Below are 12,680 nucleotides of genomic sequence, written 5' to 3'. Positions count from 1 at the left end.
GATTCAACCTTTCACGCGCGGGTTCCGCAGCACGAGGCAGGCGCCGCCAGCACGCTGAATCTGCTTGCAGAGACCATCGGCTTCCGGGCGTGTATCGGCCCCGATCCTGACCTGATAGAACGTCCGGGTGCCGCGGCTGCGCCATATCGAACCCAAAAGACTCGGATCGCGGTCGCCGATCACGGCGCCAAGCCGCCGGATGGCTCGTGCGTACATAGCCATGGCGCGGACACGGCTAAAACCGGCTGCGAGTTGTACGCCCCATAACTTGTCGGCCCCGAGCTTCACATGCTGTTCAAGCTCCGAAACGAAAGGATTGGGCGCGCGCGTCAACAATGCCATCAACTCGCGACAACTCGTCGTCGATGGCTGCGCGGGTAGCGTGCCGTTCCTGCCGGCGGCAGCCCAGTCCTCAACCGACGATCCCGTGATCGCGGCAACGTAGTGGCGCGTCTCCGCCGGCATGCCTCCCTTGCCGTCAAGCCAGTCCTGCACCCGGCGCGGTCCGGCATTATAGGCCGCGGCCGCCAATCCCAGATTGCCGAACTGCCCGCGCAACTCGTTCAGGTATTCGGCTGATTTCGGCAGGGCCTGCACCGGATCGAACGGATCGAGCAGACGTCGCTCATTTGCCGTCCCCGGCATAAACTGCGCAATGCCTTGGGCGTGCTGACCGCTGCGCGTCAACGGTCCCACCGCGTCGGGCTGAAACCGGCTTTCTTGCCAGATCACGCGCGCGAAGAATTCCAGCGGCAAGCTCTCGGCCTTCGCCGCCGACTCGACCATCAGACAGATCGATTCGCGCGTGTCTTGATCTGCCTTGTCGGTCTTATCTTGATCTGTCTTGTCGGCCTTGACGGCAGGTCCGGGATCAGCCGCTGTCTCCGTGCCGACCTGCGCTAGGGCAAGATTTGGCGCGAGCAGCGTGATGGCGAATGCGCATCGCGCGAGAACCAGCAGACGTGAGACCACGCCGGTTCTCTTCCCAGACGGCGACGAAGCCAGCTTCATCCCGCAAGCATAACAGGCTTCTTGAGGAGCCCGATATACCCACTCCAGTCCCGGAAGGGATAATCGCGTTGGATTCCGAGAACCGGCATTCGCTGCCACCAAGCAGCAGCGAATGCCATGAACGATCCAATTAGCGTCTTTAGCGTTTCGAGAACTGGAATGAACGGCGGGCTTTCGCCTTACCGTACTTCTTGCGCTCAACCACGCGGGAATCGCGGGTCAGGAAGCCACCCTTCTTGAGTACGCTACGCAATTCGGGCTCGAAGTTTGTCAATGCCTTGGACAAGCCGTGACGGACAGCTCCCGCTTGACCAGACAGGCCGCCGCCGGCGACGGTGCAGACCACGTCATATTGGCCGGCGCGTGCGGCGGCAACAAGCGGCTGCTGAATCATCATTCGCAGCACAGGACGAGCGAAGTAGATGTCGACCTCCCGGGCGTTGACGAGAATTTTTCCGGCGCCCGGCTTGATCCAGACGCGGGCAACCGCGTCCTTGCGCTTGCCGGTGGCGTAAGCGCGGCCGTACTTATCGACTTTCTTGGTGTGCTTCGGCGCTTCCGACTCGGCCGACTTCAGCGACGACAACTGATCGAGAGACTGCATGGTATCGGACATAATTATGCGGCCCTCTTGTTCTTGCGGTTCATAGCGCCGATATCGACGACTTCCGGCTGCTGGGCCTCATGCGGATGCTCCGCGCCGGCGTAGACACGGAGATTGCCAAGCTGCACGCGTCCCAGCGGTCCACGCGGGATCATACGTTCAACGGCCTTCTCGATGACGCGCTCCGGGAAGCGCCCCTCGAGGATCGACTTCGCAGTGCGCTGCTTGATGCCGCCAATATATCCGGTGTGATTGTAATAGACCTTGTTGTCACGCTTGCGGCCGGTGAGAACCACCTTGGCGGCATTAATGATGATGACATTGTCGCCGCAATCGACATGCGGCGTATAGATCGGCAGATGCTTACCACGCAGCCGCATCGCAACGAGCGTGGCGAGCCGTCCGACCACCAGTCCGCTGGCGTCGATCAGCACCCACTTCTTCGTCACTTCGGCGGGCTTAGCCGAGAACGTTTTCATGTGAGAGATCCGTGAAAAGAAACCTCGGCGCCCACGCACCGAACCATTGGGGTTCTAGAGAAGCGACCATCTCTAGTCAACGTCATTCATAAGTAATTTCTATATAATAATCATACACTTATGAAAACGGTTCTATATTACCTGTGAAATCTCTAAATGTTCGGAATAGAATAGGATAGGTAGGTGTCGCATGTGCGGCTGGATCGGGCGACGCGCCAGAACAGCGTTCCCTTCCCCGACCATTAGTCGCTTGCCGAGTTGGAGCTAACGCAAAACCTCATGATCTGTTCTGGACCACCAGATGAGTCATGATGCCTCCGAGACAGCACATCCGCGGGACTTTCAACAAGGAGCGGCTCGGCGTGAGCGCGTGATTCTTGTTTAAAGCATCGCGGCCACCGTCGCGACGCGCGGAAAAAGCCGACACTTGAGGCAGCGCCTTGACGGCGACCCGCGATCCCCTCAGCATCCACCGTGTCACATTCGACCGAGCACACAGGACACGAGATGACCGATCGCATCCCAGGCTTTGCAACGCTTGCTGTCCATGCCGGCGCCCAGCCTGATCCGACCACCGGCGCACGCGCGACGCCGATCTATCAGACCACCTCGTTCGTGTTCAACGATGCCGAGCACGCGGCCTCGCTGTTCGGATTGCAGGCATTCGGCAACATCTATACCCGCATCGGCAATCCGACCAACGCGGTGCTGGAAGAGCGAGTCGCCGCGCTCGAAGGCGGAACTGCTGCGCTCGCGGTAGCCTCGGGACACGCCGCGCAGGTCATCACGCTTCAGCAGCTCATGAAACCCGGCGATGAGGTCATCGCCGCGCGCAAGCTCTATGGCGGGACGATCAATCAGTTCACGCACGCATTCAAGAGCTTTGGCTGGAACGTGGCGTGGGCCGATCCGGACGACGTCGAGACTTTTGAACAAGCGGTCACGCCGCGAACACGGGCGATCTTCATCGAGTCCATCGCCAACCCGAGAGGTTCGATCACCGATATCGAAGCTATCGCCGCCGTCGCACGCAAGGCCGGTGTCCCCCTGATCGTCGACAATACGATGGCGAGCCCTTACCTCATTCAGCCGATCAAGCACGGCGCCGATATCGTGCTTCACTCGCTCACGAAATTTCTCGGTGGCCACGGCAACTCGCTCGGCGGCATCATCGTCGATGCGGGCACGTTCGACTGGTCGAAGGACAACAAATTTCCAATGCTGAGCGAACCGCGCCCGGAGTATCATGGAATCCGGATACAGGAGACGTTCGGCAATTTCGCATTCGCGATTGCCTGCCGTGCGCTTGGCCTGCGCGATCTCGGCTCGGCGCTGTCGCCGTTCAATGCATTCATGATCCTGACAGGCATCGAAACGCTGCCGTTACGGATGCAGAAACATTGCGAGAATACGCAGGCGATCGCTGAATGGCTGGCCGTCCACCCTGCGGTCGCGGCCGTCAACTACGCCGGATTGCCCGGCGACAAGTACAATACCCTTGCCCGCAAGTATTCGCCCAAGGGAGCGGGCGCGGTCTTCACGTTCAGCCTAAAAGGCGGATACGACGCCGGCGTCAATCTGGTGTCGAAACTCAAGCTGTTCTCACACCTTGCCAATATCGGCGATACTCGATCGCTTGTGATCCATCCGTCATCGACCACGCACAGCCAACTCGACGATGCGGCTAAGACCAAAGCCGGTGCCGGACCCGATGTCGTTCGCCTGTCAATCGGCATCGAGGACAAAGAAGACCTCATGGCCGATCTCGATCAGGCGATGGCGTGAAGAAGCGCATATGGTCGTCTGCTGCCCAACCTGAGCTCCGATTCAACTGCGTTGCATCAAACTCTGTTTTTTTGGATCAGTCCGTCGCCGGAGATCGTGACCTTTCTCCCATGACCGGGGCCTGCCGGACTTCGGTCAGATAATTGAGGGTCAGCGACACCCAGATGATGCCGTAGAGCAGCATGAAGCAGCTCGAATTGATGCCGAGCCAGTCCAGGATCGCACCGAACGTGATCGGCAGCAGAAAGCCGCCGAGGCCGCCCGCCATGCCGACAATGCCGGACACCGCACCCATGCTGTCAGGGAAGTCGTCACCGATATATTTGAACGTCGAAGCCATGCCGCAGGCAAAGGCAATGCCGAGCGTGAAGAGAAGCATCGTGAAGAACCACGACGGCAGAGCGATGCTGAAACTCAGGGGATCGCGGATCGTGTGCACGATCAGGTCGGTCTTGGGATAGGACAGCAGGAACAGGCATATCCAGGCAACCCACAGCACCCACCACGTCACATTATGAGCGCCGAAGCGGTCCGACAACCAACCGCCGAAGGCGCGGAAGGCGCCGCCGGGGAGCGAGAAGCAGGCGGCGAGAAGCGAGGCCTGCGCGATGGTGAAGCCATACTCCGTCTTGAAATATTGCGGCATCCAGATCGACAGCGCGGTGAAGCCGCCGAATACGATCGAGTAGTACTGGCAGTATTTCCAGACCCGCGGATTGCGCAGCACGGACAACTGCTGCCACATTGATGCGACCGGACCGCCAACGCCAGGATCAGGCTTGGACAACACCCAGAACAAAAGCGCCGTGACCAGCAGCGCGACCGCATAGACCTTGGGAACCATCTGCCACCCATAGGCCTCGATCAGCCACGGGGCGACGAACATGTTGAGCGCCGCTCCGATTGTTCCTGCACCGAAGAAGCCCATCGCGAAACCGCGGCTCTCTTTGGGAAAGAAGCGCGCGACGTAAGGTGTGCCGACCGAAAATGAAGCGCCGACGAGACCGAGCGCCAATCCGAGCAGCAAAAACTGCCAAAGCGCGGTCGCATAGGCGGACAGCCAAAGCGGGATCGCGCAGGCAATCAGCAACAGCAGCATGATGATCTGTCCGCCGAAGCGGTCGGTCCAGATGCCCAACGGCAAACGAAATATCGCACCGGTGAGGACGGGCGTCGCCGTGAGGAGACCGAACTCGGTCGAACCAAGTCCAAGCTGCGCGCGGATCGGGATGCCGATCACGCCGAACATCATCCAGACAGCGAAGCAGACGGTGAAGGCCCAGGTGCTGATGAGCAGAACCGACAGATTGCCAGATCTCGCCATGATTGACCCCAATTCAGACCCGCCAACGACCGGGAGAGAATTTTGCGGTTTCCGCGTTATCGATGCTGACTATGACTCCGACATCATGATGCAAATTCGCGAATCTGCATAGCGCCAGATATTCGGCTTTGTGTCAGGTTGAAGTTAAGGTGACGATTTCAATCAATCGTAGCCGCTTCAGCATGGCCCGGAGTCATGCGGCCTCAAACTCGCGAGCAGCCGGCTTGCGATTTCGTACGGACCAAAACAAAAACCAGAACTAAAGCTCCGGTCGCGGCGCGGAACGCCCACCAGGACCGATCTTATCCCGCCGCCACGCGCAGTCGTTGCCCTTCCAACGCCGTGTTACCGGCCATCAACCGTTCCGCCTGAACAACCGCGAGCGTGAGGACGAGGATCGCAACCCCCTGATGCACCAGCGCAAGCGGGATCGGAACCTCGTGCAGGAGGGTCAGGATACCAAGCGTCGCCTGTAGCGTCATTGCTGCGGCGAGCCAAAGCGCACCGCGAACGACGGCGGAACTTGCCCGCGACACGAGCGCATCAATCAGATGAAAAACAGCAATCGCGAACAGCGTATAGGCCATCATGCGATGCTCGAACTGCACCGTGAGCGTATTGTCGAACAGATTGCGCCACCACGGTTGTTCGAAAAACAGCCGCGCGGAGGACGGAATGAACGATCCGTCGATGTCGGGCCAGGTGTTGAAGACCTTGCCGGCGCGCAGTCCGGCGACCAGCGCCCCGAAATAAAGCTGCACAAAAACGAGCACCAGCAGTATGCCGCTGGTCACGCGCAACCGCATCGGCGACAGCAACGATGGACGCTCCGACAATCGCCGCACGGTCCAGACGACGGCCGCGAAAATCAGCAGCGCCAGCACCAGATGCGTCGCGAGACGATACTGCGAAACCTCGACGCGCTTAGTGAGGCCGGACGCAACCATCCACCAGCCAACCGCGCCCTGAAGTCCGCCGAGACCGAAAATGATCCAGAGCCGCCGCTTCAGATCCGACGGCAGCGCGCCGCGCCACATGAACCAGAGAAACGGCAGCAGGAACGCGATACCTATAAAGCGTCCTAGCAGACGATGGCTCCACTCCCACCAGAAGATCGTCTTGAACTGATCGAGCGTCATGCCCGCGTTCATCTCGCTATACTGCGGTATCTGCTTATAGCCCTCGAAGGCCTGGGCCCATTCCTCTTGCGAGAGCGGAGGCAGCGTGCCGGTCACGGGCTTCCATTCGACGATCGAGAGGCCGGATTCAGTCAGCCGCGTCGCGCCTCCGACCAACACCATCGCGGCAATCAGCAGCGCTATGAACACAAGCCACCCGCGCACGGCGCGCAGATGGAATTCCTTTTTTGCGATCGGACGGGTCATCAAAAAAGCCACAGTTGAAGGTATTTTTCGTGCCCTTTATAGTCCACCGCAGCCCCGGCGCAAGCCTCGTCCCGGTCACGAGTTGCACTTTAAGGTATGCGGATACGCACCCGGAAATTCCTTGGCACGATCGCTTTGCTCGTGCTGGTCGTCGTCTGGTCGCTGCTGGGCATGGCGGTTGCGCAAATGCCGTGGCTCGCGGCATCCGGTCTCTACCAGGCGATCTTCTATGTTGTCGCCGGACTCGGCTGGGTCTTGCCGGCTATGCCGATCGTAAGTTGGATGGCGAAACCCGACGCGTGAAGCGTTTCACGGTCACTTCCCCGGCGACGAGCGCAAGCCTGCGGTCCGGGTCTTCGATCCGTCGCCTTCGACGCGAATGCCTTCGGGAACCGCCTTCTCGTCGCTCATGGTCATTACTCTTTATTGACACCTCTTGTGCGAAAGTCCGCCCAGACCAGAAGCTAACAAAAAATTGATAACAGGCTCGGCAATGACCATGGCGGCTCTGATCGAAAGTCCGACCGCGAAGTCACAGCCACGATCAGGCGAACGGCGTATCGCGCATCTCGAAATCCTCCAGGATCTACGCGAAGCCGAGCCGATCTGGCGTAATCTCGAGGTGTCGCAGTTTTCGACGCCCTATCAGCGATTCGACTTCCTATCTGCCTGGCAGCGACACGTCGGAACCGACGAGCAACTTCTACCCAGCATTATCGTCGCCTCCGACGCTCAGCGACAACCACTCCTGCTGCTCCCGCTCGTATTGAGCATGGAAAGTGGCGTTCGTGTCGCACGGTTCATGGGCGGCAAGCACACGACTTTCAATATGGCGCTCTGGCAGCGGGATTTCGCGGCCTCCGCCACGCGTGCGGATCTCGATGCGCTGGTTCGAGGAATCGGCGAGCTTCCAATCAAAATCGACGTGCTGGCGTTCACGCGGCAGCCGCGGCACTGGCGCGATCTGCAAAATCCAATGGCGCTCTTGCCGAGCCAGCCCTCTGCCAACGGCTGTCCGTTGACAAGATTTTCGCCGGGAGCGCCGCCGTCGGCGCGCATCAGCAACTCATTTCGACGCCGGCTCAAAGGCAAGGAACGCAAGCTCGAAACACTGCCCGGCTATCGCTATTGTATGGCGTCGACGGACACCGAGATTAAACGGATCTGTGATGCGTTCTTCGCAATCAAGCCGCTGCGAATGGCCGCGCAGAAGCTTCCGAACGTGTTCGCCGAGGCAGGCGTCGAGAGTTTCCTGCGCGCGGCTTGCCTGACACCGCTGACGGATGGCGGGCGCGCCATCGAGGTCCATGGCCTCGAATGCGATGCCGAGGTGATCGCGATCTTCGCTGGCGTCGCAGACGGACACCGCTTCTCGATGATGTTCAACACCTACACGATGTCGGAAAGCGCCCGCTACAGTCCCGGCCTGATCCTGATGCGCGATATCATCGATCATTATGCTGGGCGCGGCTACACCTCGCTCGACCTCGGAATCGGATCGGACGACTACAAGCGCCTGTTCTGCAAAAGCGACGAGCCAATCTTCGACAGCTACCTGCCGCTCACCACACGCGGCAGAATGGCTGCCATTGGCATGTCGTCGCTGGCCCGTGCCAAACGCTTCGTGAAGCAGACGCCGGCGCTGAAGCGGTCGGCCGAGATGTTACGCGGTATAATGCATCGCTGACACCCCCCCGCGCCGGCGACCGATCAAGCCGCCTCGCGAGGACCGAGCTGAGTGTCCGAGCGTAGTGATACCGGATCAAGCATCGTCACTGTCGTAAAGCCAATAGCCTTGAGTTGGCTACTCATCCGCATCCGCGCATCCGCGTTCATCGACGGGTCGGGAACGACGATCGCGCGCGCCTGCTCCGTCAGGAGTTTCGCCGGGAGGTCAGTAGCAGTGCCCACGACGAGCAGCACGTGATCGTAGACGCCCAACAGAGCATCGAGCGCAATTGCAAGGCGCGGCGATTGCAGCAGCGAGCGATCGGCATCAGAACGCCCCGCGCCGACAAGATGGAGCGGCGAGAGCCGGTCGCGGGTGATCACCTGTCCGAAAGACGTCTCGCCCAGCATCAGGTCAGCCAATCCAGGCGCCGCCGGATCGACCGAAGTCGCCGTCAACGCCGACGATGACGGAGAAAGGTCGACCAGGACTACCTTTGCACTATTGGTTAACAGGCGCGCGAGCGCGAGCGCCGCGAGCATGATGCTCTCGTTCTCGCCGGTACCCATAACCGTGATTCTGTGCGCCGCTTGGCCTGCCGCTCGCAGGTCATTCGCGAGATGATCGATCTCTGCCAGGTCCGCTGCCGGCGCGGGATCAAAGCGGAACTCGCGTATCCCCGGCGCAGCAGGCAACGCTAGGCCGGAGTTAACTGCTGCCAGATTCCGCGGAGAAGTGATGCGCAGCAGCTCGCCAGTCGCGATAGTGCCGGCGGCCAGCATCAGGGTCGCCAGCGTGGCGATCAGGACGATTGGCAGCTTCTTCGGGTAAGCCGGCGTGTTTGAGACGATGGCCCGCGAGATAACGCGGCCATCGGACGGTGCCGCATCGATGTTTTCTCGCGTGGTAGCTTCGCGGTATTTTGCGAGATACGATTCCAGCAGGTCACGCTGCGCCTTGGCTTCGCGCTCCAGCGCACGCAGCTTGACATCGTCCCCGTTGGAAGATGTCGCCAGCTTCTTCAACTGATCGAGACTAGTGCTGAGACTCTCGACCCGGCCGCTGGCAATGCGAGCGTCGTTTTCCAGCGACCGCGAGATCTTGTCCGCCTCCTCGCGCAACTGACGATCGAGATCCGCAAGCTGGGCCTTCAGTTCCCTGATCCGCGGATGCCGGTCGAGCAGGGTCGACGACTGCTCCGCCAGTTGCGCGCGCAGCGTCACGCGCTGTTCCGAAAGGCGGCGGATCAGTTCCGAATTGAGAACTTCCGAGGCTTCGATCGATTTGCCGGTCTGAAGCATCCCGCGGATCAGTCGCGATTTCGATTCCGCGTCAGACTTCAGCGCACGCGCATTGTTCAGTTGGGTATTGATTTCACCCAGTTGCTGGTTCGACAGCGAAGTGTTGTTGGTGCCGATGAAAAGGCTGGATTTAGACCGGAATTCCTCCACCCGCGACTCGGCGTCGGCGACCTTCTTGCGCAAATTGTCGATTTCGCCGGACAACCATTGACCTGCAGCCTTCGCCTGCTCCTGACGCGCGTTCAGTTGCAAGACGAGATATCCGTCCGCGATGGAATTCGCGATGCGGGCTGCGAGCTCCGGATCGTGCGATTGGAATTCAATGACGATCACGCGGGATTTATCGACGGCGTAGGCGGTCAGTCGGTCGTAGTAGGATTCCAGCACGCGCTCTTCCGGTGTCATCCGAAGCGGGTCGCGGCCGATTCCGAACAGCGCAAGCAGCGACTTGATCGGCGACACGCCGCGCAACACCGGGTCGAACTCCGGATTCTCCGCGAGCTTGTTCTTTTTGATGACCTCGCGGGCAAGATCGCGTGACAGCACCAGTTGCACCTGGCTGGCGACAGCTTCCGGATCGAGCGCGTTGCGCTCTTCGTTACGTTCCCCGGTCGGGCGTAAAAAAACGTTCTCGCGCCCATCGATCAGGATGCGGGCTTCGGACTTGTATCTGGGTGTGATCAGATTGACGATAAGAAGCGAAAGCCCGAAGGCGAGAAGCGTTGGGATGATGATCAAGCGCTTTTTGCGCAGCAGCACCCGCCAGATCGAGCGCAGATCAAGGTCACCGGACTCCGGGTTCGGCAAGGTTTCGGACGCCGCCGGACCTGGCGAAGATATCGCCCCGGATTTAGTCTCCAGATCCAACATCGTGTTCTTGACAGCACGCCAGAACGCAAACCGCATTGCTTACTCCCGCTGGACGCTTAGAGCGCTTTCGGGTGAATCTGACACTCGCCCACTGAACCGGAGGCAAATGTTGGAGCCTTGAATAGGACCACTCAGCCGAACGGGACGATTACAGTCGATTATAGTTTCTGCCGAGTTAACTCCGCCTGCCAAGCGGGTTCCACCGGGTGCGTCGCGACGCCTTCGATTACGGTTTATTAACCACAAAAGCCTTTATTAACCACAAAAGCCTTTAGTGGATTTGGATATTTCATGGATGCCCGATGCGAAACGTGCGCGCCGTCACTTTGTACCTGCTAACCGCGCTGGCGTTGTCGGGATGCATGCGGCAGCCGACGGCGATGGTCCGTCCGCATGATGCTCTCGATGCGCTGGCCTATGGAGGACGGATGGCGTCCGCGCCGCCGCCGGCCGGCCCTCGCCTATGGAACACGCCGGGTCTGTGGGACACGCCAGCTATCGCCGCTACGCCCGTTGTCTACGCTGCCGCGCCGCCGCCGGTTGTGCACGATCCCGCCTACCGGCTCGATGCCGGCGACCGGCTGCGCATCGTGGTCTACGGCCAGGAGGGCCTCACCAACACCTATCTGGTCGGTGCCGGCGGCAGCATCACCATGCCGCTGATCGGCGCCGTCACCGCGCGCGGCCGTACGCCAGCTGAACTGTCCGCCGCCATCGCCGCACGGCTGCGCAACGGCTACATCCGCCAGCCCTATGTCGCCGCCGAGGTCGAGGCCTACCGGCCGTTCTTCATTCTCGGCGAGGTGGCGGCTCCCGGCCAATATCCGTTCGTGCCCAACATGACCGTCGAAAGCGCCGTCGCCATCGCCGGCGGCTTCTCGCCCCGCGCCAGACGCGACCTCGTCATCGTCACCCACACCGATGCCCGCGGAACCGTCCGCATCAGCGTCCCCACCGCCACGCCGCTCAGCCCCGGCGACACCGTCCTCGTCGACGAACGCTGGTTCTGAGGCATGACGGAGCCACCCGATCGACCGCTCCGCATCCTTCATGCCGTTCGCGCGCCGGTGGGCGGGATCATTCGGCATATTCTCGATGTTGCAAACGGACAGGCCGATCGTGGACATCTCGTCGGCATCGTCGCCGACAGCCTCACCGGCGGCGAGCGCGCAGCTGCAGCTTTCGCAGAGATCGCCCCGCGAATGAAACTCGGTATCCACCGTATTCCGATCCGCCGGAACCCCCATCCTAGCGACCTGTTTGCGTGGACGCAGTTCGCCGCGCTGATGCGGAAGTTGAAGCCAAATGTCCTCCACGGACACGGCGCCAAGGCCGGCGCCTTCGTTCGGCTTAAGGGCTCATCGAAAGACACAATCCGCGTCTACACACCGCACGGCGGGTCCCTGCACTTCCCATCGACGACAATGAAGGGAATGTTTTACAGCCGCCTCGAACGCGCGCTGATGAACCGCACCGATCTGTTTCTGTTCGAGAGCGCATTCGCGCGAAATACCTATCAGCGGATCGTCGGCATCCCGGCTGGACTGGTGAAATGCGTGTTCAACGGCGTAACGGCCGGCGAATTTGAACCCGTTATGCTAGCCGACGATGCGACCGATATTGTCTATGTCGGCGAGTTCCGACATATCAAGGGTGCCGACCTACTGATCGACGCAGTGGCGCGTTTGCGGGAAAGCGGTAGACGCCTCACGCTCACGCTCACGCTCGCAGGCGACGGCGAGGAAACAGGAGCGCTGAAAGCCCAGGTCGAGCGCCTCAATCTTGGGGAGACGGTCCGCTTCATTGGACACGTCAAGGCTCGCTACGGATTCTCGAAAGGCCGATTGCTGATCGTGCCGTCGCGCGGCGACTCCATGCCATACGTCGTGATCGAAGCAGCTGCAGCGGGTATTCCCATGATCGCGGCGAACGTCGGCGGCATCCCGGAAATTTTCGACTCGTACACCGACGCACTGTTCACCCCCGGCGTCGTCACCGCCTTGGCGGATGCCATAGAGGCCGCATTGAATGACCCTGCGGCCGCCGCCGCGCGCGCAACATCGTTACGCGAGCGCATCCTCATGCATTTCTCACAGAATGCGATGGTCGAGGGCGTTATGGCGGGTTACCGTGAGACGTTTGCGAGACGTTAACCATTTCTGAAATGCCGGGAGTTGCGCGAAACCAAATCTTCCCGATTTAGTCCTTAAGTCGCTCTGAAAACGCTTGCTGGCGTGCGGCGTGATGTGGAC

11 protein-coding genes are annotated in these 12,680 nt (G+C 60.5%); 5 read left to right on the top strand and 6 right to left on the bottom strand.

What is annotated here, in order from left to right; genetic code table 11:
- Positions 1–3 precede the first annotated feature (3 nt).
- From ACM561_RS07620 to rplM, 3 genes are all read right to left on the bottom strand, one after another.
- Entirely contained in the window at positions 4–1,011 is a 1,008-nt protein-coding gene (locus ACM561_RS07620) for a lytic transglycosylase domain-containing protein (RefSeq protein WP_425909179.1), read from the bottom strand.
- A 139-nt stretch (positions 1,012–1,150) separates the two neighbouring features.
- Entirely contained in the window at positions 1,151–1,627 is a 477-nt protein-coding gene (rpsI, locus tag ACM561_RS07615) for a 30S ribosomal protein S9 (protein WP_079446376.1), read from the bottom strand.
- A 2-nt stretch (positions 1,628–1,629) separates the two neighbouring features.
- Entirely contained in the window at positions 1,630–2,094 is a 465-nt protein-coding gene (gene rplM / locus ACM561_RS07610) for a 50S ribosomal protein L13 (RefSeq protein WP_425909178.1), read from the bottom strand.
- A 507-nt stretch (positions 2,095–2,601) separates the two neighbouring features.
- Here rplM and ACM561_RS07605 point away from each other — a divergent pair.
- Complete coding sequence (locus ACM561_RS07605) at positions 2,602–3,879, top strand: O-acetylhomoserine aminocarboxypropyltransferase (RefSeq protein ID WP_425909176.1); 1,278 nt, start codon at positions 2,602–2,604, stop codon at positions 3,877–3,879.
- 76 nt (positions 3,880–3,955) lie between these two features.
- Here ACM561_RS07605 and ACM561_RS07600 read toward each other — a convergent pair whose 3' ends face one another.
- Together ACM561_RS07600 and ACM561_RS07595 are read right to left on the bottom strand one after the other, a co-directional pair.
- The gene (locus ACM561_RS07600; protein ID WP_425909175.1) at positions 3,956–5,203 is read right to left on the bottom strand and encodes an MFS transporter; all 1,248 of its coding nucleotides are present in this window, start codon (positions 5,201–5,203) and stop codon (positions 3,956–3,958) included.
- Between the two features lie 302 nt (positions 5,204–5,505).
- Positions 5,506–6,588 carry a COX15/CtaA family protein gene (locus ACM561_RS07595; RefSeq protein ID WP_425909174.1) on the bottom strand — a complete coding sequence of 361 codons (1,083 nt, stop codon included), beginning with the start codon at positions 6,586–6,588 and terminating at the stop codon, positions 5,506–5,508.
- A gap of 96 nt (positions 6,589–6,684) precedes the next feature.
- Here ACM561_RS07595 and ACM561_RS07590 point away from each other — a divergent pair, with 96 nt between their 5' ends.
- Together ACM561_RS07590 and ACM561_RS07585 are read left to right on the top strand one after the other, a co-directional pair.
- On the top strand, positions 6,685–6,891 hold the full coding sequence (locus tag ACM561_RS07590; protein WP_079446371.1) for a DUF2842 domain-containing protein: 207 nt from the start codon (positions 6,685–6,687) through the stop codon (positions 6,889–6,891).
- Positions 6,892–7,081: 190 nt separating this feature from the next.
- Entirely contained in the window at positions 7,082–8,275 is a 1,194-nt protein-coding gene (locus tag ACM561_RS07585; protein ID WP_425909172.1) for a GNAT family N-acetyltransferase, read from the top strand.
- 23 nt (positions 8,276–8,298) lie between these two features.
- Here the strand turns inward: ACM561_RS07585 and ACM561_RS07580 are convergent, their stop codons facing one another.
- Positions 8,299–10,464 (bottom strand): GumC family protein, encoded by a 2,166-nt coding sequence (locus ACM561_RS07580; RefSeq protein WP_425909170.1) that lies wholly within the window; start codon positions 10,462–10,464, stop codon positions 8,299–8,301.
- Between the two features lie 266 nt (positions 10,465–10,730).
- Here ACM561_RS07580 and ACM561_RS07575 point away from each other — a divergent pair, with 266 nt between their 5' ends.
- On the top strand, positions 10,731–11,438 hold the full coding sequence (locus tag ACM561_RS07575) for a polysaccharide biosynthesis/export family protein (RefSeq protein WP_425909168.1): 708 nt from the start codon (positions 10,731–10,733) through the stop codon (positions 11,436–11,438).
- 3 nt (positions 11,439–11,441) lie between these two features.
- Complete coding sequence (locus ACM561_RS07570) at positions 11,442–12,581, top strand: glycosyltransferase (protein WP_425909167.1); 1,140 nt, start codon at positions 11,442–11,444, stop codon at positions 12,579–12,581.
- The last annotated feature ends 99 nt before the right edge of the window (positions 12,582–12,680 follow it).

It is taken from the genome of Nitrobacter sp. TKz-YC02 (assembly GCF_049852135.1).
Classification (GTDB): Bacteria; Pseudomonadota; Alphaproteobacteria; order Rhizobiales; family Xanthobacteraceae; genus Nitrobacter; species Nitrobacter vulgaris.
This window is presented reverse-complemented; position numbering and strand designations above follow the sequence as displayed.

Bases quoted from the DNA above. Each gene is read 5' to 3' on its own strand.
- ACM561_RS07620 (WP_425909179.1), bottom strand. From the start codon at position 1,011: ATGAAGCTGGCTTCGTCGCCGTCTGGGAAGAGAACCGGCGTGGTCTCA.
- rpsI (WP_079446376.1), bottom strand. From the start codon at position 1,627: ATGTCCGATACCATGCAGTCTCTCGATCAGTTGTCGTCGCTGAAGTCG.
- rplM (WP_425909178.1), bottom strand. From the start codon at position 2,094: ATGAAAACGTTCTCGGCTAAGCCCGCCGAAGTGACGAAGAAGTGGGTG.
- ACM561_RS07605 (WP_425909176.1), top strand. From the start codon at position 2,602: ATGACCGATCGCATCCCAGGCTTTGCAACGCTTGCTGTCCATGCCGGC.
- ACM561_RS07600 (WP_425909175.1), bottom strand. From the start codon at position 5,203: ATGGCGAGATCTGGCAATCTGTCGGTTCTGCTCATCAGCACCTGGGCC.
- ACM561_RS07595 (WP_425909174.1), bottom strand. From the start codon at position 6,588: ATGACCCGTCCGATCGCAAAAAAGGAATTCCATCTGCGCGCCGTGCGC.
- ACM561_RS07590 (WP_079446371.1), top strand. From the start codon at position 6,685: ATGCGGATACGCACCCGGAAATTCCTTGGCACGATCGCTTTGCTCGTG.
- ACM561_RS07585 (WP_425909172.1), top strand. From the start codon at position 7,082: ATGACCATGGCGGCTCTGATCGAAAGTCCGACCGCGAAGTCACAGCCA.
- ACM561_RS07580 (WP_425909170.1), bottom strand. From the start codon at position 10,464: ATGCGGTTTGCGTTCTGGCGTGCTGTCAAGAACACGATGTTGGATCTG.
- ACM561_RS07575 (WP_425909168.1), top strand. From the start codon at position 10,731: ATGCGAAACGTGCGCGCCGTCACTTTGTACCTGCTAACCGCGCTGGCG.
- ACM561_RS07570 (WP_425909167.1), top strand. From the start codon at position 11,442: ATGACGGAGCCACCCGATCGACCGCTCCGCATCCTTCATGCCGTTCGC.